We start from the raw sequence: 25,703 nt of genomic DNA, 5'->3' as shown, positions 1-25,703 counted from the left end.
ATACAAATTAGAATGAACCGTGAACTAGAAACCATTGCGCAAATAAACAAACACTTTTTCTAAATATTGATCAAAAGTAATCTGCCCAAGTTCATCGGAAGGCGACTCATCCGGCAGCAACACCTTAATACTGCCGTCAAGCAACGGCAACATCGCACCGTACACCGCACCCATAAGCAGATGTGTATAGAGTTCGTCATATGTCCCATCCGACAAGTCAATCAATAATCCCTGCGCCTCCGTCTGTGAGCGACGCATGACGCTTAGCACATACGGTTGGAGTGTAGGATAGTTTTGAGATAGGGATACAAGCGCTCGCATCTTTCGCAGGAAATCCGCGGTCAATTTCATCTTCGTCATCTCATAAAGAAGTTCAAGCAAGGAGGTATGGTCGGGAAGAGCGGATACCAAAGCTTCAATTTCTTCCGTTTCATCCGCCGATATGGCCCCCATCGCAACCGCTTCCTCCTTACAAGTGAAGTAATTGGCGAACGTTCTTCTGGAATAGCCGGTTTCCTGAACCACATCTTCGACGACAAAGCCATCCAGTCCGTTCTCAAGAGCCAGCTCGAATGCTTTAGTAGCTAAAGCTTTGGCCGTTGCTTCTTTTTTGATCATTCGTAAATTGGATTTATTCATTTATGCAGCACCTCTGGATCTAACGCTTTGTGTAAAAAAAAGTATATTTCCGCTCTGATCCATATATTAGCCGAATAGTGCACAATGTGCAAACTTGCTCAATGAGAATTAATTGTAAATAGAGAACCACTCCAGCGGGTGGAGTGGTTCTCTAATCTATTCATTGATGTCCTCCCTATACGAACTATTAGTCTCCCTTTATTTTATTAAGTATCTTTTGCAGAGTAGAGTTAATATTCAATAATGCCATAATTACGAATCCGAGCATGATAAAAGTTACAATTTCCCCCGTGAAAACAGATACCGCAGCTAACAATACTACGTATAGTCCATTTAAATAGCCATTAGTTAAAAGCTTCAACACAACACTCTCCTCCAGTAATAATAAGTTTGCACTGTATTACCATTATAAGTTATTATTTGAATGCCTTACCATGTCCTCTTCGACTTTCATCCAAAAAAAACAGCCTATCCCCTTTAAATAAAGGAGTCAGGCTGCTATATAATAATCCCTTAAGTCAATCCTACCTCAGACAGCAAGTACCTTTCTATACTGTCGCTCTGCGCAACAACCCATACGACGCCAGCATGCACACCAGCGTAACAGGCAGCAGCCACAGTGAATACTCGAACATCGTATACCCGCCCAAGCTGTTACCGAGCTCTGCCCACCACCCATTATAAGTAGCCGCGTACCCGAAGATCGTACCCAGCAAAGACAGTGCGATGAAGAACGTGAAAGTGCCGGTACGGCCGAACCGCCGTTGCAGGCTGGCGATGGCGAAGCCGGTGACAAACATCCATAACATAAGAATGACATACATGATTAGTGACTCCAGAATGGGACCCTCGTGCACAGACTCCAGATGAAAAAAGTGCAAGTTCACGCCCCAACCAACGATCACATCCTTCTCGATGAAGCCGAGGAAGATCAGCAGCGCGGCGAACGTGACGCTAATTACCGTCGCGGTTAACATCGAACCCAGAAAATAATCGGTCCGCCTCACGCCAAGCCCAAGAGCGAACGGAAACGTCTGTGACACCACGATTATCCCGACAACCAGCATATAGATAATAATCGACGCGACCCCGCCTGTGTGTAGTCCGCCTTCTACTTCAATGAATGCTGCGATGACCAGATTGACTGCGAAGCTGGACAGGATGATGATCCAGGGCAGCAAGACCCAACTGAACTTATCACGCAGGAACATCCTCATCACCTTAGTTACTCGATTCATCTGGCGATCGCCTCCTTTCTGGAATCCGCTCGCTGTGTCAGGTTGACGACGAGTTGCTGCAACGTCACCGGACCAAGCTCCAGTCCGAGCGCCTGCGCGTGCTTGCGGTCAACGAGTTCGCCGCCGTTTCGGCTGAGCACCGTAGCCGTCACAAGTCCCCCTAACGTCTCCCGATGCAGAATGTCCTTGCCTTCTAAGAACATAGCGACCTGCTCCGCGCTGCCCGCTACTGTAAAAGCCCGCCCGCGCAGCTGCTCCGTATCCTCGTTCAGCAGGAGCTTGCCGCGATGGAGAAGCATCACGTGTTCCAGCAGCTTGCTTACCTCATCGATCAGGTGCGTGGACAGCACGACCGTGCGCGGATGCAGCGCATAATCCTCCAGCAGCCTGTCGTAGAACAGGGTGCGCGCCACGGCGTCCAGCCCAAGGTACGGCTCGTCGAAGATCGTCAGCGGCGCCCTGCTCGCCAGCCCCACGATGATCCCGACGGAGGAGAGCATCCCGCGGGACAACTTCTTCATCCGGCGCTTTAACGGTAGGTTGAATTCTTCCACCAAGGAATGAGCGAAGTCCCGATCCCAATGCGGGTACAAGGAGGCGCTTACTTCCAAGACGTCGATGACACGGAACGTGTCTGGATACTTCTGACTCTCCTTGATAAAGCACATCTGCTCGAGCACGCGTGAATTCTCGTATGGATGCTCGCCGAACACTGACAGCTCACCGCTCGTAGCGAACAGCTGCGCCGTCAGCATGTGCATAATCGTCGTCTTTCCGGCGCCGTTGCGGCCGAGCAGACCGTATATTTTGCCCGCTTCCATTTGGAAAGTAACGCCGTCTACCGCCTTCATGTCCCCATACGCCTTGGTCAATCCGCGTACATCCACCACATAGCTCATCACGCCCGCTCCCCTCTCTGGATCATCATGGTCAATTGCTCCGTCGTAATGCCCAGCTTCTTGGCTTCATGCACCATGGCCACCACATATTGCTCATAGAATTGCTCCCGGCGTTTCTCCATCAGCACCACACGCGCTCCCTCCGCTACGAACATGCCTATCCCTCTCTTTTTGTACAAAATACCTAGATCCACCAACAGGTTCACACCCTTGGCCGCTGTCGCCGGATTAATCTGATAGAATGCCGCGAACTGATTCGTTGACGGCACCTGCGACTCTTCGGGCAGTCGGTTCTCCAGGATGTCATCCTCAATGCGTTCTGCGATCTGTACAAAAATTGGACGGCTGTCGTCCATACTTAGTCCCATGTCTTCACCACCACGTTGGTTAATTACTCATGTAACTAACTATATAACCAGTGAAGTCGGATGTCAATAGGTCAGCTTCAAATTACTGTCAAAAAAAAAAATAGCGACATCCTCGGACGATCCTGTCCAAGAATGCCGCTATTGCATTTGTAATGAAGGACCAAACAACTCCCGAAGATAATCTCTACGCCCATGCAGGATTCGATGGATGATTATTGTGTCATCGACAATCTGATTTGTTGCTTCTTCTCGATATTAGACCTGTACTCTTATTTTCTCGGGGCAGCTAGCATCAATCTTGCTTATACTTTTCCTTGAGAATGCCGGAGCCGATTCCCGCACCAACCATCAGGATCAGCGGCCCGAAATTCCATAGAAATGTCCCGCCAACTAATGCGACTTCCAACGGAGTAATTTTATTCAGTAAGAGTACGATTAGCTTGATCAACAGAAGGACAACGCCGGCTATAAACAAGACATCCATTAGAAATTTCAGTTTGGGGTAAGCCAGTTGTTTGCTTTCTTTAATGACTTGCCTGGTTAACTCTTCGTCACTTCTTAATAGCTCATCAATCGTTAAGCCTAGCATATCACTGATTTTGATCACCATTTCAATGCTTGGGTAATTCTGACCGTTCTCCCATTTCGAAACCGACTGCCGGCTTACAAACAACTTCTCAGCGAATTCTTCCTGTGTCCAACCCTTTTTCGTTCGCTCTGTCTTTAACTTCTCACCAAAAATCATCGTAACCCTGCCTTCCCTCGCTATATGAGATCATATTAGTTCTATCTCCTGCAAAAGAAAAGAACGCATTGGTTACTTTACCTCGCAACCCAAGGTTGCTGGCATTTAATCCCTCTTTCTCCCCACATACAGCAAATGAGACGATATCCCCAGCACAGATGGATCTTTAGCAACCGAGATGAGAAAATCAATCACCTTAGCATACTCACCCTTCTCGATCCAATACTGCTTTTGTTCATCGGTAAGCATCGCTCCGACACTAGAGGAACCGATTAAATCAATCGTATCGAACCCGTACTTCTCCATAAAAGGCCTTACTTCATCGATGTCAAAATAATAAGCCCCTGTAAATCGACCCTTATCGTTATGGTTGAAAACCCCGGTCTCGTAGAACTCTTTTATTGTATCCAAGTTGTCGTTGGGTTTCCAAGATTGTGGGTATTGTAAAGAGGTAATGGTCATTTTCATCCGACTTTGGAAAGCGACAAACACGATGCCGTCCCGCTTGGTTACACGATGCAGCTCCCTGACTGCGGATATTCGTTCCTCTTCCTTTTGTAAATGGTATAGCGGGCCAAGCATCAGTGAAGCATCATAGATCTCGTCGGCGATCCCCTCTAAATGGGTTGCATTTAATACGTGAAATCCGTTGAACTGTTCTGATAATCCTAACTCAGCCGCCTTCTGTTTCGCTGTATCCACCAGCTTAGGGGTCAGGTCCGACAGCGTGACGTTATATCCTAGCTTCGCCAGCTCCATTGCGTATTTACCGGGTCCCGCACCATTGTCTAATATCGTTCCGGATGCTGCTAAATACTGTTTTATGTAGTGCAGATTTATCGTGAACTCCAGCGGTTCCCGATCCAACCTTCCCCATTCATCGAATTGCGAGTAGTAATCAATCACATGATCCACCTACCAAACACCTGCCTTTTCATCAGATTTCTCGGGAAAAAGAAACAGAAAAAACCTATCGACTGCAAAGAGACGATAGGTTGAACCGGGCAATAGTCGATCCTTAGTAGTCCCAGTCATTGCGTTAATGTCTATTCTATTAGGAACAGTATATGACTTACAAATATTAACTGTCAACCTATTGCAGTCTCTACTACGATTGACCCGCTTGAGCTTTCTTGTTAGCCGGGGCGAACCAGCCAATAACCGCAATGGCGATCAATACGCCATAGAAGAACAGCTTCCAAGCCGTACTATGCGGGAAATCGTAATCCAGAACCCCGATATCCTTGTGTGCCAGAGTGATGACCGCAAGTTTCACCCCTACCCACGCAACAATTACATAAGCGGTCGTCTCCAGTGCAGGTCGCTGTGCAAGCAGCTTCACGAACCAAGTCGCCGCGAACTTAATTAAGATCAGTCCGGCAAGACCGCCAAGGACTACGACAATGAATTGCCCTCCGTCCATCCCCCCGAAGTCACCCAGCGGAGAATCCGGAAGTCCGAGCGCAAGTGCAACCGCGGCAAGAATCGAGTCGATGGCAAATGCCAAATCAGCAAGCGCAATCTTACCAACTGTAGTCCAGTACCCGCTGCCGGAAGCGTCTTCGGTTTCCACACTGGGGGGAACATTCTTCCTCTTAACCAACATGGCCTGAATAATATGCTTTAGCCCCAGATATAACAGGTAGGCCGCCCCAATGGCTTGCAGCTGCCAAACCGTCGCGATAAATGAAATCCCGAACAGCGCAATAAATCGGAATGCAAAGGCCATAATAATTCCATAATTAATAGCTTTTCTCTTCTGGTCGTCTGGTAGATGCTTCGCGATGATTGCCAGAACAAGCGCATTATCCGCTGACAATAAACCTTCCAATCCGATCAAAATCAATAAAGTCCATGCATACTGCAACCAAATGTCTTCCAAGATCTATTCCCTCCAAAAATTCAGTTTATTTACTCGTTTACGTAAAATTTCTTGGTGTAGTTTCAATATTTTAATTTTTTACTTTAAAATTTATCGACAAACGCGTTCAAGATACTGTATGTCAAACCACATTTTAACCTTATTGTGTAACATTAAGATGAACCTCATTCAACGGTGTCCCCCTCATAATGCAAATTATAAAACCAAGCTTTAGGCAAACGTGGTTTCCCTGTTTGCTTGTACGTACATAGATTGAGGGGTAAGGAAGTACATTTGAAGCACATTTAATTCGAAAGGGGTTGGCGGGCACATTGGCAAATAAGAAAAGGTCTTGTAATAACAAGAGTCGTGTCTTCATAAGGAAAAAGAGATGCTGCAGAGTAGTCTGTCCCCCAATAAAATTACAACAACGAATTGATGTCATTGAGCTCATCCAAAAACTAAACGAACTATTGCCTAACTTGTTAAAGAACCCGAGTGAATCGGTCATCGCTGAGACGAAGTCAGTGCTCCGCGGGTTAGATCGATGGATAATTCGGGCCTGTCTTCCAACTGCTGTCCGCGTTCCGGTACGAAGCAGTATTCGCAATATCCTGAGTACGTTAAGAACATTCAAACTATCGGCAAATGCCACTGCAATTAAGCTCCAGGTATTAGTTAATGATTTAACCGATGCATTGACTGTGGTTACGACAACAACGCAAATCCGACTGGAGTTCTTCGGACAGTTATCCATTATCAACCAAACATTGTCAACGGTCATTCTTGAGATCGGGCAACCCGGACCAGCGGGTCCAGTGGGTCCAGTGGGTCCAGCAGGATCCATGGGTCTACCAGGTCCATCAGGTCCATCAGGTCCATCAGGTGCTACAGGTGCTACAGGTGCTACAGGACCCATTGGACCCGCAGGACCTCCTGGCCCACTTGTCACGGCGAACAATGCTAGCTTTAGTAATGGAGCACAAACCGTAGAGCCGGGATCGAATGTACAATTCAACTCGATTGATATCTTGAACGGATCGGCCATTCAATTGGTTCCACCCGATTCCATCTCATTAGCACCGGATCAAACTTATTTAATCTTGTATCGTTTAGCAGGTCCTCAAGTCTCAGATGGTACAGGACGTCTGGCGAGATTTCAGGTCGAGTTGGACGGAGTGCCTGTTCCGATATCAAGCGGCATTTCAAACGGCGTAGAAATCTCGGAATCTTTTGGATTCGGTATTGTAAACACTCCCCCAGGCAATCCTTCTTCCCTAACGATTACGAACAGTGGTACCGATGCTTATCCTGCCGATTTCGGTACGGGGATTACGATCGTAAAGCTGGCTTAGTCAAACGACTATATCATGTTGCTACTCGACGCTTCATCACTGCTTATACGTTAACCGATTAGCGGCAGTCAGGACTCCTCTTTACTGTCTCGAAACAATGAAACAGAAAAAACCTATCGCCCTCAAAGAGGAGATAGGTCCGCAACAACCACTTCTATTGATTATCATTTTTTAACCCTTCACCGCACCTAGCGTAAGACCTTTCACAAAGTATTTCTGTACAAAAGGGTAAGCAAGTATGATCGGGCCTGTCGCCAGGACAGCCATGGCCATACGCGCACTCTCTGCGGGCATATCCGCCACGGAGGCACTCGCATCCGCAGACACAAGGCTTGAAGTTAGGAAGACCATGTTGTTTTGGATTCTGTATAACAGAAATTGGAGATTCACTAAAGATTGATCTTCAATAAACATCATAGGCAGCCACCAATCGTTCCAGTAGGTCAGGGCAAGAAACAAACCCACGGTAGCAAAGGCAGGCAGGGAGATTCGGGTTACGATCGAGAAGAAGATTCGGAATTCTCCCGCCCCGTCCAGCTTGGCAGATTCGACAATGGAATCGGGAACGCCGCTCTGAAAAAAAGTCTTCATGATGATTACAAAAAAAGCGTTGATTAAATAAGGAATAATTAAGGCGTAGAACGTGTCATTTAAATGTAGCAGCTGGGTACATACCAGATACCAAGGAACAAGTCCGCCGCTAAAGAGCATAGTAACGGCCGCATAGCCGGTAAAGAACCGTCCATACCTAAAATCTTTTCTTGAAATGGCATAGGCGTAAAGAGAAGTAACCAGCAAGCCAAGAAAAGTACCGACGAAGGTGGCCAGGATGGTGATTCCATATGCTTGAAGGACCATACTGCTTCCTGACAAAATATAGCTGTACGCATCGAACGACAGCTTTGCGGGTATAAAGGAATAACCGTTCAAGCCCAGTGTCTTCTCATCCGTAAAGGAAATCGCCACTACCAGAAAGAACGGAACCACACAGAGCATGGCGTAAAGCGCTATGATGCCATGGATGATAAGCTTCCAAGCAGGTTTGATCTCGTTGACTTTGTAGCTTTTGTTCATCATAATTCTCTCCCTTACCAAGGTTTCCCCGGTTGTTAAAAAATCGCCTTCTCCGGATCATATCTCTTAATAATCCAGTTCACCGTAATGATGCATATAAAGCCCATAGCCGATTGATACAACCCCGCGGCCGCTGACATGCCTATGTCTCCCGTTCCTCTCAGTGCTCTAAATACATAGGTGTCTATAACATTCGTAACATTAAACAAAGCGCCGCTCTCCATAGGTGTTAGGAAAAAGAGGCCAAAGTCGGAATTAAAGATTCGCCCGACCCCTAACAGGATCATTACAATAACGATACCCGACAGCATGGGGACGGTAATTTTCCGGATTTGCTGCAGCTTGTTTGCCCCGTCTATGGCTGCTGCTTCATAGTAGCTTTCATCGATAGCCGCGATGGCCGCAAGATAAATAATCGTGTTATAGCCGGTGTACTTTATCGTGTTTAACAAGAACAAGATGTACGGCCAATACTTTGTTTCCGAATACCACATTACAGAGGGAAGGCCCAACGGCTCCAAAATGCTTTTATTGATGAAACCCAGATCCGGACTCAAGAAGGCATATAAGATGTAACTCAGAATGATCCAGGAAAGAATATAGGGCAGTAAGAGCGCGCTCTGGTAAGCTTTCACGAAATATTTACTTTTAATCTCATCGAGAAGAATGGCAAGTGCCACCGCGAAGATATTTCCAAGGACGATAAAGGCGAGATTATACGAAATGGTATTTCTAGTAATAATCCAGGCATCCGGTGAATTAATGAAAAACTTGAAGTTCTCAAATAATACCCATTCACTATTGAAGAAGTTCACAAACAGATTGCTTGAGAAAAACTTCATATCCTTGAATGCGATCAAGACCCCCGGCATGGGCAGATAGCTGAATAGAAAGAATAGCAACGCTCCCGGTAAGACCATGAGAAACAAGGATTTATTCTTATTGAACTCACGGACAAAAGACGGGCTGGATTTCACTCGGTTTCCCGCTTTACTCATAGTGATCCTCCTATGTTTGTTGTGGATATGAGCATCGTAAATAACTGCCGAGATCACTCGGCAGTTATCCACGCGTACCTGACTATTTCTGCTTAGCCTTAAACGCTTCATATTGTTTATTCATTTCATCGAGAACCTTCATCAATCCGGCATCCATGGCTTTTTTCTCATAAGCGGGTAAGTACTTATCAAGATCGATCGAGCCCGAGAATATGGGATCTCTGAATTCGGTATCGACATTCTTAAGTGTGGCCACTTCTCTCTTCACGGGTTCCGCATCGAATGTAAATCCAAAGTCAGGACCTCTGACCGCTGATTTGTTGAACTCCTCGAAGTTCTTCCATTTATTTGGATCCTCACCTTTGAAGAGGTAAGACAACAGCTGATTGCCGAAAAGCCAGTTTGTCCCATGGTTCCAACCCGAATCTTTACCGCCGTTAGCAGCCGGAGCGAAATCAATAATCTGCTTCTCTTTGTCTAACCATACCCAGTGGGTTCCTTCAATTCCATAATCCATAAGATTGATCAGATAAGGGTCTGTATACATCAGGTTGTAGAACATCAGAGAACGAGCAGGATCTTTGGCAGTTGTAGGTATAGCCATCATGGAGTTCGTTAGATCCGCTTGCGTAGATACGGTTTTGGACAGCGGTACTTGATACAAATTCACACCGTTTGATTTAGAAGCCTCTTTATCGTTTCCAGGCTTCAATTGCGACGGATAGCTGAATGCTTTTCCTGATTTAATCAGAGGAGCAACATCTTTTAATGTAGCCGCATCTTTATTAATATAGCCTTCTGTATAATACTTTCGGGTCTGTATTAAATAATCTTTATAGATGGGATTTGAGAAAATAGGGGTCCATTTGTCCGTTGCCGAATCTAAATGAATGGCATAACTGATGGAATTGGGCAGAGTCAAGTCCCAGGCCAGTCCGGCATGAAAAACATTTAACCCGCCTGTCATGACGAATGGAGTAATTGTAGGATCCTTCTCCTTAATAACTTTGAAGACCGATTCCAGATCTTTATAGGTTTTGATTTTCGTTAGATCAATGCCATGTTTATCAGCGATATCTTTGTTAAACATGACACCCGCTTGGGAAGCCATCTCTTTAATGGCTGGAAGATTGTAAACCTTTCCATTAATGGATTGAGGTTCGATCCAATTACGTTCGCTAAGAAGCTTCTTTGTTTCGGGAGCATACTTATCAAGTAATGGGGTTAAGTCCGTGAGCAATCCCTTGGCAACCGCATTCGGGTACTGAAATGCCCAACTGTTACTTACAACCAGATCAATTTTTTCACCGGAAGCAAGAAGGGTCGATATCTTCTGATCGTAGCTGCCCCAATCCAAGGCATGCAGCTTCACGGTCGTGTTTATTTTATCCTTCAGGTAACGATTCATCTCATTCTCAATAAGTGCGACATCTTTCTGCGGACCCGGCCCTGTATAATACCAGTCTAATTCGATGGGTGCCAGTTCTGCTGTTTCTGAACCTTCCGGGGTAACGTTAGCCTTTGCTGCGTTTCCACCATTCTCGTTACTGCAACCCGCAAGGGCCATTGAGCTGATAAGCAACCATGGCAGGACAAACTTTACAATACTGCTTGCTTTAATTTTCAATCTTATTCCTCCCCTAATGATGAATGTGAGCATTTCTTGTGGTGCCTGCCGGAAGGGCGTGCATCCTGTCTTTATCGTAAAACGTCTTACCGGGAATGTATATTTCACTATCTTACCTTAGGTTGTATTTTCGTGCCCTATCATGGTTTGAAATTTGTATCAACCTTCGATTTTAGTACTTCCGTTCCTGCTGTCTTGTAAAACAATAGGGTTGCCTTTATACTAACTTCTACATGAGATGTCACATCATAACCGGGTGTCTCCTAGATCATTGACTTTATGCTTGGCCGGGAGGATTGCCAATGTTCTCAGTTCTTCAAAGAATCCAGTTCAAGAAAAGAACCCTGTATTACAAAATCCTCTTGTACATCACCCTGATTGTGAGTGTATCGATTCTTATTGTTTCTGCCCTTCAATACAGCTACGCCAGGGATAACTCCATTAAACAAATTAACGAGTATAGTACGGAAAGCCTGCTCCAGATCAGTTACAGCGCGAAGCTTCTGACCGATACGGCGCGCAATTTGCTGTCTCAACTTTTTCTGGACGCGGATGTCTCTACTCTAATTAACGATACAACCCCGGACGAGAAGGAAATCGTCACCGGGATTCATAAATTAGATACGTTTAAGAACAGTCTGGATTATATACAATCGATCTATGTCTTTAATAACAATAACAGCACGTTCTACACCTCCCTTTCTTCTCAATCCCTCAAACCGGAGAAAGAGTTCTTTGATACGGAACTCGTTTCGATGCTCAAGGAACCTGATAACATCAAAAAATCCATACCCATTTCAAGAAAAATACTGCTGCCTAACGTTCCGCAGGACGAGCGAAATTATATTGATACCTTTACTTTTATCTATGTGGAAAAGAACTCGAAAGGCGAGGTCGACAGTGCCATTGTCATCAATATTTCCGAGCGTTGGCTTCGAGACGTTATTCAGGTTATCCATTCCAAGAAACTGGGAGAAATTGTAGTGGTCAATCACAATGGCCAAGTAATCAGCAGCAATCTGACCTACAGTCAAGTAAAAGAAGTGGAGCGCAGTACGGGGATTCAGCAAATCATAAGTTCCGAGGAAGCATCAGGGGATTTAACCGCAGGGATCGGCGGAGATAAGTTTTTGCTTAATTACGTTTCTTTGGACAATGTGCAGTGGAAGTTTATTCGCATTACCAAATATCAGGAATTTACCAGTCAGTTACATCAGCAGCTGGTTAAGACCGTTATCTTCTCCTTGCTCATCATGCTTTCAGGAGTGGTGTTGTCGCTATTTCTTGGACGGATGGTTTATAGGCCGGTGGATTCTGTTCTTTCCCAATTGGAACATCAATTGTTCCAGAGCAAGAGCGATCGTTTTGAACTCAAACATACTCTCTTAAGGAAACTGTTGCTTAGCGAAGAACTGGATGAGAGGAAACTCGAATCGCAGCTGCGCAAATTCAACATCCCCTTTTCCATTGAGACTGAGGTTGTATTAGTCCTTTTTAAAATTGATCATTTTCATGAATTTTGCAATAAATACAACGCCGGAGACCGCAAGCTGATGAAATACGCACTGTTGAATATCGCGTCTGAAATCATGGGCAAGTTGCATCATAACGAACCTGTGGATTTGGAGCAAGACCAGTTGGCACTTATCCTCGAAGCGGATCATAACACAGAAACCCTCTCAACCACGGCATTTCAGGCAGCTATTACGAACATACAGGAATCGGTATCGAGCTATTTGCATATCACATTTACAACAGTAGTAAGTAATTCCGGAAGTTTATTTTTTGAAGCAGGCAAGTTATATCAGCAGGCCATAGAGAGATCCTATTACAAATTTGATTCCGGGAAGACCTCCATCATCTTTTGCAATGAAACAGAATTAAAATCTGCACAGGACTATCTGTTTCCTCAAGAAACATCCAAAATCATGGTGGACAATCTGAAGCTGGGCAGATATGAAGACTCGCTGCTGATGTTCAAAGAAATTATTGAGTCTACCAGAGGCTATTCGTTGTCGACGATCCAGACGGTATTGTCTAAGCTCATTATCCATATCAGTGATGCCGTAGAACAAATTAATAAAAACGCGGGTATTTCCCTTTCCGTGCATCTCACTACCTTTATCACACACGTCACCAGCGCTGAGACGGTTGCGGACGTTTATTCGGAATACGAACTTCTGTTAGCGAGAATACAAACCTTGTCCCTTGATAAAAAATCAGGAAAACATGATGAGTTGATCGCGACTGTCAACCTCTTCATCCAAAATAGCCACGAGGATGTTAACTTATGTCTGGGAAGCATTGCCGAAACACTTGGCATGTCCTCCCTCTATCTCGGAAGAATTTATAAAAAACACACATCCAAATCGGTTTCCGACGCCATTAACGAAGTAAGACTCATGAAAGCTATGGACTTATTAAAGGAAACCGCTTTGCCTATATCTAAAATTGTCGCGGCCTCGGGATTTGCCAACGACAAGTATTTCTTTACCATCTTTAAAAAGTGGAACGGAATTACCCCTACCGAATACCGTTCCAGTGCAAGGAAGGTGCCGGATCATAGCTTGTAGTTAGATTAGATTGCTTTACGTGCAAACAAAACAGCGACAGTTTCGACAGATATTCTGTCAAGACTGTCGCTGCTGCAGGTTAGCATTATTTGGCCACTACAGGGATCCAGATTTCACTTCGGAAAGTGGGTGATGCGATGTCCTTGCTCTCGTTCCACAAGATCTCGGGGCCTCTCGCCAGCTCGTAACTAGCCGAAGGAAACCATTCGGAATAGATGCGTCCCCACACATTCTGCAACGTTTCCGGGAAGGGGCCGATGGCTTCGAATACAGCCCAGGTGGTATCGGCAACCTCCAGTTTCGTCCACGGCTCGGGACACGCCTGGCTTGTAGCCACCCCGACGTAGTGGTCGAGCGTTCCCTTCTCTTCCATGCGATCTTCGGAAAAATTCGTCGACGCCTGAATGAGACCCCCGGGTTCCAGATCGGATAGTGCTTTAAGCTGAATAATATCCTCCTGAGATAAGCTTCTCCACATGGACTCAATCTCCGAATTCACTCCATCGAATTGAATGGGCACCGTTTTCATCAGACCTACGATCCGGAAAGGCCCTTTCTCTACAATACGATAATGCATTGCGTTTCCTCCCTGTACGGTTAATTGGAAGGTCATACGCGGATAGGCTTTGAAGGATACTCCTTCGGACTTTGCCACCGATGGCGGTATCCCATGCTGCGCCTGAAAGGCTCTGGAGAATGCGTCTGCGGAACTGTACCCGTACTTCACAGCAACATCGATGATTCTTCCTTTGTTGGTCTGAAGTTCGAATGCAGCAAGCGTCAGTCGTCTGCGGCGAATGTATTCTGACAGGGTAGTTCCAGCAAGAAAGGAAAACATCCTGGAAAAGTGATATTCCGAGCACAAAGCCCGCTTCGCCGCTTCCTTCAGCTCCAACTCTTCTGTAAGATTCTCATCAATGTATTCCATAGCCCGATTTAAATTACCCAGCCAATCCACGTGTATAACCTCCCTTCATGTACAGAATAACGAAACTTGGGGAATGATGTCCGACATCTGTTGCACTGTATTGTGGGGTAGTGAGCCACTTGATATCAAAATTCAATATAGAAAGGATGAAGTTCCTCATTCAAACAAAGCTCTATTAGGAACGGCGCTTGCACTGAACGACTATGGACGACCAACTCTCAAATCCGCAATTGTACGAGCCGAATACGTAGAAGAGGGTATCGTGATGACGGTTTGCTTCGGTTGAGACAGGACCTTATGCTTACGCCATACCTCTTTTCCTCCCGAACGAGCCTGCCCCTTGCCGGTTCCGTGGAAGGCTGCTGCGGCAATCTCCTTAACTGTAGAGGTCATATTATGCAAGATTTCTCCCACATCCTGAACGGTATCCACGATGGGCTCCACCTTACGAATCTTTCCCTTTACATCTTGGGAAATATCCCCCGCCGTATGCAGTATCCGCTTAGCTTCCTCGGACAACTCCCGAGTGTCCTTGCGAACCTCCGCCAGCGTCTGATTCGTCTCCGTTAATGACTCCATCGTCTTGTTTAATGTACGAATGCCATAGTAAGCTAAAGCCGCGAATGACACAGCAACCAATGCGACGCTTTTCTCATGTGACACGGTGAACGCCTCCTTTAAGAAATCATTACCCCGAGCAAACTTTGTCCTAATCAGGAGTGGACAAACTCTCCATTGAGAATTATTACGGGTGCTCTCTAGTTATTCAAACACACCGAGTCTAGTGGTTCCGCATATATTGTGGAAGTAGAGACTAAATCAATAGAGGGAGTGTTAGCTGTGCCCGGATTATTACGTACAGTCAATGGAACGACCACCCTTTTTGCAACGGCAAGTTTAAAATCCAAGCAAGAAGGCATCTTAAGCGCGAACATCGAATTGGTTACAAACGTCAGTCGAAACGTCTCCGTCATCTTCCTAAACATCACGCAGAACGCCTGTAATCTAGCAACATTAAAAATACAATCTCTGAACCGCACAAGCAGCAGACTCACTGCTTCCTTCGGTAAACAAGTGCACGGCGTCTCCAGCGCCAACATCCTTCTCCAAGTGAAGAACGGCAATATCCATGCTAAAGGATTCATAAATAAGCAATCAATCATTCCCATTAAACTCGGTTGCGGGTGTCAAACGGGGTGCTCTTGCACGGGTAAGAAAAAAGTAAGATTCAAAGACGGGACCACATTGAAGATCAGCATAGACAATTCCCTTGAACTTGCCCTTAAACGACTATTCACTAAGCTTGAGCGTGAAATAAAGAAGCTGATTCCGCGGTCTCGCAAGGGCGCAACCGCAACCTCCGATCCTGATTGCAGAGCAAGATGTTTTCAGATTGGAAACTCTTGCCGGGCCGCATGCGGCATCTTCGCTGTCCTATGCACCCCGATTTGCTTGAGTGCGCAGGCAGTCTGCCTCATTAGCTGTTTGCCGACATAGAATTCAGAATAGCGGCTGAAATCATTCAGCCGCTAATTGATTAATCCACTACTTCCTATACCTTCTCCATGGCAAGTACAGGACAGTTGGGGTCATCCAGAAAACCCTGAAGCTCTTGCTGGATAGAAGCGCGCTCCTGCTGCATCCAGAGGTCGTCAGATCGTCCTTCCCAAGCTTTTTCTGAGTTTAGAAACGTACTTATACTCATGAGGGGGTGGAAGTCCTCGATCGTCCGGCAGTGAAAACGAGCATGACCTACATAACGGAATAGGATCGCCTCTTCAAGCAGATACTCTTCGATTTCCGGGTCTGGGTCTAACATATCCAACAGCGCTTGGATCATATGACCGGCTCCATCGTAAAGCTCTTTTGAAATTTGCTCCGGATACAAGGCTCTCGCCAGCTCCCCTTTGAGCGCACACTCAAATACAAAGTGTTTATGCATAAATAAGCCATCGCCCCCCTTAGTCAGTAGCCACTGCTTGATTTCCGGCGTTGTTGCTTCTAGATGTTCCACGGCTACCAGCTTGCCCCAGCCATAGACAGACTGTGCCAGCTCCCAGATGGATTCATTCGATGCATTGGGCTCGTCTACGAATATAAATACTACATAGGCTGTAAATTCCTCATGCATGCCAATCTGTAAGAGTATTTCCATGTGAATTTGGCTATCTGTGCAACCAAGTACAGTGAGGGCAAATTTTACGACCTCTCTGTGCGTGGCATGTTCAAGAAGCCAGAGCGCCTCTCGTTGAACGAGAGTCTCATCCAGCTGAGCCTGCTTGAAACATTCAATGAGGTCCTCCCTGTAGTTGACAATGTGTTCGGACAGAATTTCTTCGTAAGTGGCACTCCTTGTTTTTGTGGAAGGATGATGGATTTGCTTCTTAAACAACTTCAACAGTTTCTTGGCGAGAAACGGAACGGGCTCATGGTCTAAAATAAGATCAGAAAGGCCTGCTGCTTGACGCGGATGGTTCTCATCGTAAACATAGTCGTCATCCGGCAACCTATCATCAACGATTTTGCCGTGCGTTTGAATCTGATGCTGTATGTAGGGTAGAATCTTCTCTTTGTGGTTCCATGGCAGAAATTCCAGTTTTCTCGAATCCTCCAGCACTGTAACTTGGTTGATCTTGACCCTGCATTTCAAAGCTTTTAGACTAAATCCGCCCAGTCTGACGGAAACGGTATGTTTTTGACCATCTCCCAAGTTCAAGGTGCCTGTTAAATGGGAGTAAGGAGTAAGATAAGAGAGTATAGATGTCCGCACATGCTTATCTACAACAATACCATCAATCATTAAGTGTTCTTCTTTCATCTGGTGCACAACTTCAATAAGATGCCCTTGAAACTCCACTTTCCAGGTTTTGTTAGCTTCTTTGTCTACATCTCTAATCGCGTTACGCATTTCACGTTTAAATTCATTCATAAATCCCATGGTTATCCTTCTTTCGTATGACTGAATTTAATAGACAACAAATGAACACTTTACAGGAAACAACTATTCAATTCTACTTGAAAATGCTGTAAGCAAAGCTATAAATTTCGACTATAATAGGATCATATGAGAGTGTTGATACCAGTATTTATGTTAGTTAGATAAAGAGGGAGTTGGTTATGCAATGCGAACTACAGCTTTTGCAAGGAACCCTTTAGAAAAGCCCGGTTACACCCTAGTATTCCAAGACGACTTTGAGACAAGCATGCTGGATCGTACGAAATGGCTGCCTTATTACTTGCCACAATGGAGCAGCCGTCAGAACTCCGCGGCGAATTACCGGTTTGAAGAAAGCCAGCTTCTATTGCGCATTACCGAGGAACAAATGCCGTGGAGCCCTGAATTCAATGGGGATGTGAAAGTGAGCAACCTACAAACAGGCGTCTTCGCCGGACCGCTCGACAGCACGATTGGACAGCATCGGTTCTCAAGTGAATGCCTTGTTCGTGAAGAGCAACCCGAGGAACGGTTGTTTGTCCCTCAATACGGCTACTTCGAGATTCGGGCCAAAGGGCTGGGCACACCACACAACGTTTGCGCGTTTTGGATGATCGGGTTTGAAGATGCGCCAACACGATCGGCGGAAATTTGCCCGTTTGAGTTGAAAGGGTGGAACGTGAAGGACGGGTCTTGTACGCTCGGCTTTGGCATTCATGCTTTCGGCGACCCTGCTATAGAAGAGGAGTTTTTTGAGAAGGAATTTGCGATGGACCCGACGCTCTACCATGTGTATGCGGTCGATTGGACTCCTGAAGGCGTCGACTTCTACATCGACAATGAACTAGTTCATCGCTCGCGACAATCGCCCGATTATCCAATGCAACTGATGCTTAACATCTATGAAGTCCCGGCAGCAGAGAGTGGGAAGGCCGAACAGCCTGTGTATCCGAGCGAGTTCGCGATTGATTACGTGCGGTGTTATCAGCGAGCAGTAGATTAAACAAGGTTGAAGGGTCGTGCTCTGAAAGAAACGGTCGCCTTCCCGGAGAAAATGTTCCGGAAGGACGACCGTTTTGTTATTGTTTATATTCTTTGAGATTTATCATTCAATTTCCGTATAAATTTGAAAGGTTACTCCGAATTTATCCGTTATATCGCCAAAACCAGGGCTGAAGGGTTCTTCTTTAAACGGCATATTGACTTGACCTTCTTGCCGTAAAGCTTCATAGAATCGTTTTGATTTTTCTACGTCGCTTGTTGTAATGCATATCGTTACTCGTTTTCCCGTGTCGATTGCTGTACCGCCGGGAGCATCGGAAAACATGAGTTCCGATTCGCCGACTCTTAACTTGGCGTGCGCCACAAGACTTTTCAGATCATCCGTGAACGTATTGGGCATGCCCGGCATTTCACCGTAAGTAGTAAGGGAGATGACTTCTGCATCGATAGCTTGTTCATAAAACTGAATGGCTTCCTTTGCGCGTCCTTCCAAATTGATATAGGGGGTAAGCTTTACGGTCATAGATTTCTTCCTCCTCGAGTTTAGTTTGAATCGAATTAGGATTCATAACATAGACGATCCAGAAGCCTTAAAATCATCGGTATGCTTCAAAATAAATTCGAATCCGCGTCTAACTTCGTATGCAATCCAAATCGTACAAATAAATCGGTATCGATAAAATGATGGATATGAGCGATCTTCCCTTGTTTTATTTCGAGGACATGAATGCTCCAGGGGACCATTTCCCCATTGTGTTCAAAAGGTACATACTGCGCAAAGGCCGGAACATTCCCGTTAGCCCGGATGGGCAGCAACCGGGAGCCCAAACAATGGCTGCGTGTCTTGTCGTAGAATAACGACAGATTTGAGTTGCCGCGTACCCACATCGTAAACGGCGGCATGGACAAGCTGCCGTTCTCGTGAAATAACGCTAATAACGCATCAATATCGTACTGTTCAAAAGCTTCCACATAACGGGCAAGCAGTTGTGGGTCCGCTTCCCCGTCCTCTCCTTGCCATTCATCGGACCGAAGATTGGATTGAGCGATTGTCGCCCGTGCTCGTTGCAATGCGCTGTTGGCAGCTGCCTCGGTCATCCCCATCGCATTCGCAGCTTCTCTGGCCGACCATCGGAAGACATCAAGCAGGACCAGAGCAGCGCGTTGCCGGGGCGGCAATAGTTGAAGAATCGCAATAAACGATAATTGAATGGTTTCTCTGCTAAGTACGGTATTGACCGGATCTCCCATTGCAGCTGGGGCAGGCCATATCCAAGAAGTTCGAGACAAGTGATCCCTGGGCTCCGTTATAGTAGCTGCCGGTTCTGAGAGATTCATCGGAAGAGCGCGGCGCTTTGCACTCCTTAACCGATCTAGACAAACATTGGTCGCGATCCGATAGATCCATGCTCGACGAGAAGAGTCCTGCCGAATCTGTTCCCCGTTCTGCCAGACGCGAATCATCGTGTCCTGTACCGCATCTTCAGCTTCAAAGATAGACCCCATCATCCGGTAACAATAACCGATAAGTTCCGCACGTAACTCCTCGAACATTTCCACGGCCTCTTGTTTCTGGTTCATTACATCACCACACCTATGCCTCGGCTCTTACTTAGATTCAATTCTTCTATTTTTATAGTAATATTCCTTGTCATGGTCATTAATTTCTCTCAACACGCGGCAAGGATTTCCCACAGCAATCACATTAGCAGGTACATCCTTCGTGACAACACTTCCAGCTCCAATGACGGTATTATCACCAATGGTGATGCCTGGGAGAATGATCGCGCCTGCACCAATCCAGACATTCCGACCAATGTGTACCGGCATATTGAATTGTGTCACATTCTCGCGAAGGTGGGGAACAATGGGATGGCCCGCGGTCGCTACGGTTACATTAGGACCAAACATGGTGTGGTCTCCCACATAAATATGAGTGTCATCCACCATCGTCAGATTAAAGTTGGCATAAATTCCTTTTCCAAAATGTACGTGCTTCCCGCCCCAGTTCGCATGAAACGGCGGTTCAATGTAACAGTCGGCCCCTAGTTCCGCAAACATTTGCTCCATCAGCTGTTTACGCTTGTCCGCCTCGGACGGACGTGTTGCGTTAAAATCGTATAGTCTCTCCAGACATTCTCTCTGTACGTTCAATAATTCCTCATCGCTACAATTATATAAATTACCTGAATGCATCTCTTCATATGCTGTCATGTTGAACCTCCATCTGTTCTGTGTGTAAGCTCAGGAGTGTGAGCCAATTCATTGTGCTCTAATTTTAGCATAATTAAACAAAGTGAACTATGTAGGCTATGAAGCATTCTGTAGTTCAGCTTACCTGCTCCTAATACGAATAAGCCTAATCAATTTTAATTAAATCCCATGATGTAATGATTCCCAAAGGGAATTGTTGATCACTACCAGAGTCCGAAATAATAATTGCGTCTACTTTTTGTTTGGCTAGCATCTTTTGCTCGAATATATCCTCGATATCGTATACATTTGTGCCCCTCGCCATAAAGATGACGTTGGTTCTTAATTCATATTTTAAAACTTCATATGCAGTAACACCGCTAAATTCTATAGTGCTAGCAGATTCGAAGCGCTTAACTAGCCAACGATTAATTCCATCCTCCGTTAACAAACCAATGAATTGCTTGCGCTGATAAATGGGTACGCTTGTACATTGAAATTTCTCCATTTGCCTCATGACAGTTATCAGCTGATCATTATGTTTCATATACAACACTCGTTTGCTGGAAATAGAAAGCGCAGTGGGCGGCACATTTAGCAGGCGCTGAATACGCTCAATGTCCACCACCACATCCTCATGAGGGACAGCAATATAATTCGCTTTGCCAAAAAACTCATGCACCAATGCGTTTCTCAGCTTAGCATATTGCTTCAGCTTACCAGCCTCTCTTGCAATTAATGCATGCTTTCTGCTTAATTCATGAACCAAGGAAACAAATGGAGCACTATCGTTCCTATCCATTAATAAGCTTTTTAATAACAGATGAATGTGATTAAACGCAATTTCGAACCGCTCCGCGCGATTGATATCCTGATCGTCTTTTAAGATCAGCAGTGACTGGCCAGACTGATCCTCTTTATTTTTTATTGACAATCTATAACTGGATCTCTCAATACTGAAGCCCAGCTTTAAGATTAACTTAATGGTCTCCAATGCTGTAATTCGATCATATTCCTTCTCGCTTTCGCTCAAATCATGATAAGGCACCAGACCAGGATGGGTCTTCAGAATGTCGTCTCGGAAAGGGCCATATTTCCAGCCCTCTGCAAGCCTTTGTTCCCCCCATTTATCATGTATGTTCTCAGCAAGTAGCTCTATTAGCTCTTTAATATCGTCAGGAATTACTATATTTGATGTACTAATCACCATAATCTTATTCCTCTCATGGTTTAGATTGAACAACCTCAACCTTAGAACTGATGGCACCTGAAATCCAGCCCACTTGACCCTTAGCTGTTCTTACTTTATACCAAATCCGCTTCCCGTCTTTCTTCTCTTCCTGTAAAAATTCAAGTGTTTCTCCTGCTTTGGCTACACCGATCTGTTCAGCACTTAATGACCCCTCAGAACGAATATTACCCATGGGTTCACCTTTATTGAGTTTAATGTAAGTGATAGTGACGTTTTCTACAGCCACAGCGATACTGTTCTCGGCTAATAATTGCTCCTTAAGCCCATCCGCATAAGTAAAGACATCATTAATGGACAAATATATTTTTTCAACGGCTACTGATTTTTCATACCACCTATATCTATCCGAAAGGGTGAAGAAGGATATAAAAAATGCTATGATTAAGAGTGCTACTTTTTTGCGTTTATTCTTATAACTCATTATAAACGCATGCCGATTTACTGTTTGCTTATTAGCGTAATTGGAAAGCCAGTCTCCGTTAAAATCCAGCATATTCGGAATTTTTTTTACTCTAAAGATTCGCATGAAAAAGATAAATAGGAAATCTACCATGTATGCTAACAGTCTAACGAATGCAGCAAGAACCTTTATTAGCCTTCCCCGTAGCTGGCTGAGCAACCATATGCACATCGGGACGACAATGTACACCAGAAGAATGGAGGCAATAAAACCAATAATAAGATACCCCTTAATGCCTTCTTGTAGAGCCTCCAGCAATGTCGGGTTCTGGGTTTGTATAATCTGGAGGAAATTTCCACTGTTTATCATCGTTGATCCTCCATGTCATCAATATTTCCCGCAAAAAATTCACCTAACGACTTCTTTGGCTTTTCTCTTACGCTATTAACTGCTATAGGTGTTGCTTGTCCTTGACCAAGAGCCAGCTGCTTCTCCTTTACAATACTCTTTGCGTCCTCAACACTTATACCGCTTTGAACAAGCTGCTTCACTTCATCCTTCTCTTGCTCCCAATTCGAATACATCAGACTGTACAGCTCGGGTGATATCTGCTGAAGCTTTGCTGTGGCCAATACATAGCCATCTGATTGCAAATTAATAATATAATTATTTATAATTTCTTTCGTTCGTGATTCCTGCATAGCCGCCTGCAATCTTTCACTCTCATGTCTTGTTTCAATATCTATTTGATCCTGCTTTATCTTAATCTCTTTGTCTCGAACCATCTTAAACATGAGATTGTAATAATTCTTAGAGTCGGTTGTTAAATCAATCGTGTAATCATTTAACTTTACCTTCAATCCAAAATTTTCAAGCTCTTCAGCGATTCCCATTCTCTCCATTACTTCGTCAAAGCTGCCAATGGCGTTCTTGTGATCAAGGATTGAATAATATTTTGCGTATTTTCTCATTGCATTTCTGAATTTGGGTTCCAGCAAATCATAAACCTCGTGCTCATCACTAATTACATATTGAATAGGGTCGCCAACCGACAGCTTCAGTGTTATGGAGATTTGAAAATATTGCCCAATGTCAGAGGATTCATATTCACCAGTATGCTGATAGACATGGGCTTCCTTTGAAACTGAGTATACTGCATGGTAGCGGTTTGCTTTCTTTACCTTTCTTGAAAGCTGCTGGCCGCTAGGAATAACATGTAATTCACCTTTAGCATTTATGTATACAAGATTTTCATGAACGGAGGCCACAGGCTCATTCGCCAGCGAGAACATGCTCGAATCTACATTGGAACTTTGTTTAATGAACGTAAAGTTACTCATTCTATCTCTCCTTTATTATGCTTGCTTATACTTAGAGAATAATGCCTCGAAGTCTCTGCATCTTTGCTCATTTTTCGGCAATTGCTTGCTGGTTTGATATATTTTACTGGATAGTTGCTGAGTGGCGTCCCTGACTTTAATGAAATCCTTCCCATCAAAGAAGCGGCAGGATAGAAAGTACTTTAGCCAAAAACTCTTATCATATTTAGTGTCTGCGTAAAGAAATAACGCTAGATTCTGGCCAAAAAGCTCTGTCATCATTAGAATCACTTCTGCAGCATCAACATCCATACGAATAATCCATTCAATCCAGAATTGATAATATGCCTCTTCATATTGGCGCTCCACTGTTACTACGCTGGTTATGTAGTTAAAGCTGCGTTTTGCATTGTTTCTAATATTAGGACTCGGAGAGTAATACAGATTTCGTAGCATCAGTAGGCTCTCCTCAAAATTTACCTTTGCGATATGTGTACCCAGCAGTTTTGCCGATATCCATTCCATATTATATTGCTTGAGACTTAACCACTTATTTATTAATTGATAGACTAAATTAGCCGCACCAATATCTTTTCGTGCATACTCTTTAAGTACACTGATTAGAAAGATACGATCTCCAGCGTTATCGGATTTTAACCATTTTAGGATGACCACATGAATAATATCTTCTACATAATTTGACATCAGTTGAACAAGTATACCAATAATAACTTTGCGCATAGCTTTGTCTTCTCTTTGTATAGACGCCAGCCACTCTACAATAATAGGTTGATATTGTGGATACTGGGACCAGAGGTGATCCCATATTGCTCCTTTGTCATCCACATATTTATAAGCAACTACCTCCTGCTCCACAGCCTCTCCAACATACCCCATTTTTTTATTCCTAATTACATGTGCGTGGAACCTCTCTAAGTAGGCATCTCTGTTTAATGTTGACGCCTCTTTAGGCTCCTGTTGCAAATAATGAAGTAGCTTATTCGCCAATATTGAAGCTCTGTTCATCACACGTGCAAAAGGATAATTTTCATACAAAGTAAGCGTTATGTAAAAGGCGATATCGGTATAATGTGAATGATCAGCAAACCAATCCGATATACGATTTTTCGTATTAATGTAATTGCTTGCGATAAAAGACTCTTCATCCAGCTGGCCATGGATGAACAACTCTATTTTCTGAATTAAAGACTTGCAGTCCCTAGGGAAAATAACAGAAGAGATAAGGTCATTTCTATTCAATACAGCTAGCATCCGCTGTCTATCCTCATTAGCATACTGCACAGATATATGTGTACTTAGCAGATTATACGAATCCGAAGCACCCTCCCATGCGATATTCTGGTTAACGAAATATCGATGTGGCTGAGATGTGGCTGAGATTAGAATAAAATAACTTTGGGAGCCTTTAAGAAACTCACAATACTTCTCGATTTCACGTTCGTTTACATGTCCTACGAACCCTGCAAGGTCAGCCCCCGCTTCAAGAACCACACCTGATTTCTCCGGAATATCATAACGAAGCACCTCGGATAAACTGTTCACCGTTGACCACTCATAGATTTCTTGAACCTGTAAATCCATTAATGCGATAACAGAGGCTGTAAATTTGCCGGTATGACCTTTATCATGCAGTTGGATGAAATGTTCATTACGAAGCCGATTAAGCAATAATTCGTAAGAAGTTGGCTGAACAAAGGTTTGAGCTTGCTGGTTCAACCAGTCAGTGGATATCGTATTGAGATTTTTGATAAAATAATTGTTTATACGTGCAGGCTTACGATCTATACGCTCGTCACTCACCCTGTCCTCACGCTTCGCATAAATCTCCTCAATATCCTCAGCCAGTACATTGTAGAAGGAATTCAAATCTTCAAACGCCTTGCGGTTAAGATGCTGATTGTTGGTTAGAAACAGCGATACATTACTAGGATAGCTATCCACATTCCACAGAATTGGCAATACCGTCGGTTTTTTTTCGTTTTTCTTTTCATAGGCAAGGCTTATTTCTTTGGGAACAAACTCTGAATGCTCCACATTAGGGGTGACCATTACAATCATAATCTCACAATTGTTTATTTGTTCATTGATGACGGTATTATATTGAGCAGAAGAACGAATATCTCGATTGGCATACCAACACGAATAGCCCCTCTCTTCTATGTTTGCAACCAATTCTTTTACAGGATCAACATCCAAGGAAGCGTAACTTATAAAAATGGGTACACCAGTCCCCATATCCATTACTTTTGAGAAATCCATTCACAATGCACCTCGTT

At 44.6% G+C, this 25,703-nt stretch carries 24 protein-coding genes; 4 read left to right on the top strand and 20 right to left on the bottom strand.

All coding sequences use genetic code 11. The features are described from left to right. Positions 1-24 precede the first annotated feature (24 nt). From SY83_RS09490 to SY83_RS09460, 7 genes are all read right to left on the bottom strand, one after another. A complete protein-coding gene (locus SY83_RS09490; protein WP_068606028.1) occupies positions 25-639 on the bottom strand; it encodes a TetR/AcrR family transcriptional regulator in 615 nt (204 codons plus the stop codon). 548 nt (positions 640-1,187) lie between these two features. After that, the gene (locus SY83_RS09485) at positions 1,188-1,877 is read right to left on the bottom strand and encodes a hypothetical protein (RefSeq protein ID WP_068606027.1); all 690 of its coding nucleotides are present in this window, start codon (positions 1,875-1,877) and stop codon (positions 1,188-1,190) included. Next, positions 1,874-2,776, bottom strand: coding sequence for an ABC transporter ATP-binding protein (locus SY83_RS09480; RefSeq protein ID WP_068606026.1), 903 nt, complete (start codon positions 2,774-2,776; stop codon positions 1,874-1,876). The genes SY83_RS09485 and SY83_RS09480 overlap by 4 nt, the downstream gene beginning before the upstream one ends. Continuing rightward, the gene (locus SY83_RS09475; protein WP_068606025.1) at positions 2,776-3,144 is read right to left on the bottom strand and encodes a GntR family transcriptional regulator; all 369 of its coding nucleotides are present in this window, start codon (positions 3,142-3,144) and stop codon (positions 2,776-2,778) included. The genes SY83_RS09480 and SY83_RS09475 overlap by 1 nt, the downstream gene beginning before the upstream one ends. Before the next feature lie 292 nt (positions 3,145-3,436). Beyond that, positions 3,437-3,889, bottom strand: a complete 453-nt coding sequence (locus SY83_RS09470) for a helix-turn-helix domain-containing protein (protein WP_068606024.1) — start codon at positions 3,887-3,889, stop codon at positions 3,437-3,439. A 105-nt stretch (positions 3,890-3,994) separates the two neighbouring features. Continuing rightward, positions 3,995-4,804, bottom strand: coding sequence for a class I SAM-dependent methyltransferase (locus tag SY83_RS09465; protein ID WP_068606023.1), 810 nt, complete (start codon positions 4,802-4,804; stop codon positions 3,995-3,997). A gap of 193 nt (positions 4,805-4,997) precedes the next feature. Next, positions 4,998-5,771, bottom strand: a complete 774-nt coding sequence (locus tag SY83_RS09460) for a TerC family protein (protein ID WP_068606022.1) — start codon at positions 5,769-5,771, stop codon at positions 4,998-5,000. Positions 5,772-6,070: 299 nt separating this feature from the next. Between SY83_RS09460 and SY83_RS23640 the strand changes: the two genes are divergently transcribed. Further along, positions 6,071-7,105, top strand: coding sequence for a collagen-like repeat preface domain-containing protein (locus tag SY83_RS23640; RefSeq protein ID WP_082882430.1), 1,035 nt, complete (start codon positions 6,071-6,073; stop codon positions 7,103-7,105). Positions 7,106-7,276: 171 nt separating this feature from the next. Here SY83_RS23640 and SY83_RS09450 read toward each other — a convergent pair whose 3' ends face one another. The 3 genes from SY83_RS09450 to SY83_RS09440 all read right to left on the bottom strand — a co-directional run bounded on the left by SY83_RS09450 (position 7,277) and on the right by SY83_RS09440 (position 10,804). After that, on the bottom strand, positions 7,277-8,182 hold the full coding sequence (locus SY83_RS09450) for a carbohydrate ABC transporter permease (RefSeq protein ID WP_082882429.1): 906 nt from the start codon (positions 8,180-8,182) through the stop codon (positions 7,277-7,279). Positions 8,183-8,214: 32 nt separating this feature from the next. Beyond that, positions 8,215-9,177 carry an ABC transporter permease gene (locus SY83_RS09445; protein WP_068606019.1) on the bottom strand — a complete coding sequence of 321 codons (963 nt, stop codon included), beginning with the start codon at positions 9,175-9,177 and terminating at the stop codon, positions 8,215-8,217. 82 nt (positions 9,178-9,259) lie between these two features. Continuing rightward, positions 9,260-10,804 (bottom strand): ABC transporter substrate-binding protein, encoded by a 1,545-nt coding sequence (locus SY83_RS09440; protein WP_068606018.1) that lies wholly within the window; start codon positions 10,802-10,804, stop codon positions 9,260-9,262. Positions 10,805-11,106: 302 nt separating this feature from the next. Here SY83_RS09440 and SY83_RS09435 point away from each other — a divergent pair, with 302 nt between their 5' ends. Beyond that, entirely contained in the window at positions 11,107-13,377 is a 2,271-nt protein-coding gene (locus SY83_RS09435) for an AraC family transcriptional regulator (RefSeq protein WP_068606017.1), read from the top strand. 85 nt (positions 13,378-13,462) lie between these two features. Here SY83_RS09435 and SY83_RS09430 read toward each other — a convergent pair whose 3' ends face one another. Together SY83_RS09430 and SY83_RS09425 are read right to left on the bottom strand one after the other, a co-directional pair. Then, positions 13,463-14,335 carry an AraC family transcriptional regulator gene (locus SY83_RS09430; RefSeq protein ID WP_068606016.1) on the bottom strand — a complete coding sequence of 291 codons (873 nt, stop codon included), beginning with the start codon at positions 14,333-14,335 and terminating at the stop codon, positions 13,463-13,465. 171 nt (positions 14,336-14,506) lie between these two features. Next, the gene (locus SY83_RS09425; protein ID WP_068606015.1) at positions 14,507-14,968 is read right to left on the bottom strand and encodes a DUF948 domain-containing protein; all 462 of its coding nucleotides are present in this window, start codon (positions 14,966-14,968) and stop codon (positions 14,507-14,509) included. A 177-nt stretch (positions 14,969-15,145) separates the two neighbouring features. On the opposite strand from SY83_RS09425, the gene SY83_RS09420 reads away from it, so the two are divergent. Then, positions 15,146-15,802: a hypothetical protein gene (locus tag SY83_RS09420; RefSeq protein ID WP_068606014.1), complete on the top strand. Its 657-nt coding sequence runs from the start codon at positions 15,146-15,148 to the stop codon at positions 15,800-15,802. A gap of 55 nt (positions 15,803-15,857) precedes the next feature. Here the strand turns inward: SY83_RS09420 and SY83_RS09415 are convergent, their stop codons facing one another. After that, on the bottom strand, positions 15,858-17,243 hold the full coding sequence (locus SY83_RS09415; RefSeq protein ID WP_068606013.1) for a hypothetical protein: 1,386 nt from the start codon (positions 17,241-17,243) through the stop codon (positions 15,858-15,860). Positions 17,244-17,427: 184 nt separating this feature from the next. Between SY83_RS09415 and SY83_RS09410 the strand changes: the two genes are divergently transcribed. Beyond that, positions 17,428-18,243 (top strand): glycoside hydrolase family 16 protein, encoded by an 816-nt coding sequence (locus SY83_RS09410; RefSeq protein ID WP_068606012.1) that lies wholly within the window; start codon positions 17,428-17,430, stop codon positions 18,241-18,243. A 102-nt stretch (positions 18,244-18,345) separates the two neighbouring features. Here SY83_RS09410 and SY83_RS09405 read toward each other — a convergent pair whose 3' ends face one another. From SY83_RS09405 to SY83_RS09375, 7 genes are all read right to left on the bottom strand, one after another. Beyond that, positions 18,346-18,765, bottom strand: a complete 420-nt coding sequence (locus SY83_RS09405) for a VOC family protein (protein WP_068606011.1) — start codon at positions 18,763-18,765, stop codon at positions 18,346-18,348. Between the two features lie 86 nt (positions 18,766-18,851). Continuing rightward, positions 18,852-19,823: a sigma-70 family RNA polymerase sigma factor gene (locus tag SY83_RS09400; protein WP_068606010.1), complete on the bottom strand. Its 972-nt coding sequence runs from the start codon at positions 19,821-19,823 to the stop codon at positions 18,852-18,854. 27 nt (positions 19,824-19,850) lie between these two features. Beyond that, positions 19,851-20,456 (bottom strand): sugar O-acetyltransferase, encoded by a 606-nt coding sequence (locus SY83_RS09395; protein WP_068606009.1) that lies wholly within the window; start codon positions 20,454-20,456, stop codon positions 19,851-19,853. Between the two features lie 145 nt (positions 20,457-20,601). Next, positions 20,602-21,645, bottom strand: a complete 1,044-nt coding sequence (locus tag SY83_RS09390) for a RyR domain-containing protein (protein WP_082882426.1) — start codon at positions 21,643-21,645, stop codon at positions 20,602-20,604. A gap of 13 nt (positions 21,646-21,658) precedes the next feature. After that, positions 21,659-22,456 (bottom strand): SH3 domain-containing protein, encoded by a 798-nt coding sequence (locus SY83_RS09385; RefSeq protein ID WP_068606008.1) that lies wholly within the window; start codon positions 22,454-22,456, stop codon positions 21,659-21,661. After that, a complete protein-coding gene (locus SY83_RS09380; protein WP_068606007.1) occupies positions 22,453-23,427 on the bottom strand; it encodes a hypothetical protein in 975 nt (324 codons plus the stop codon). The genes SY83_RS09385 and SY83_RS09380 overlap by 4 nt, the downstream gene beginning before the upstream one ends. A gap of 15 nt (positions 23,428-23,442) precedes the next feature. Continuing rightward, positions 23,443-25,686: a toll/interleukin-1 receptor domain-containing protein gene (locus SY83_RS09375; RefSeq protein WP_068606006.1), complete on the bottom strand. Its 2,244-nt coding sequence runs from the start codon at positions 25,684-25,686 to the stop codon at positions 23,443-23,445. Positions 25,687-25,703: the final 17 nt, after the last annotated feature.

Source organism: Paenibacillus swuensis (assembly GCF_001644605.1).
GTDB lineage: Bacteria > Bacillota > Bacilli > Paenibacillales > DY6 > Paenibacillus_N > Paenibacillus_N swuensis.
The sequence above is the reverse complement of the archived record's forward strand: the minus strand, read 5'-3'. Positions and strand labels throughout refer to the sequence as shown.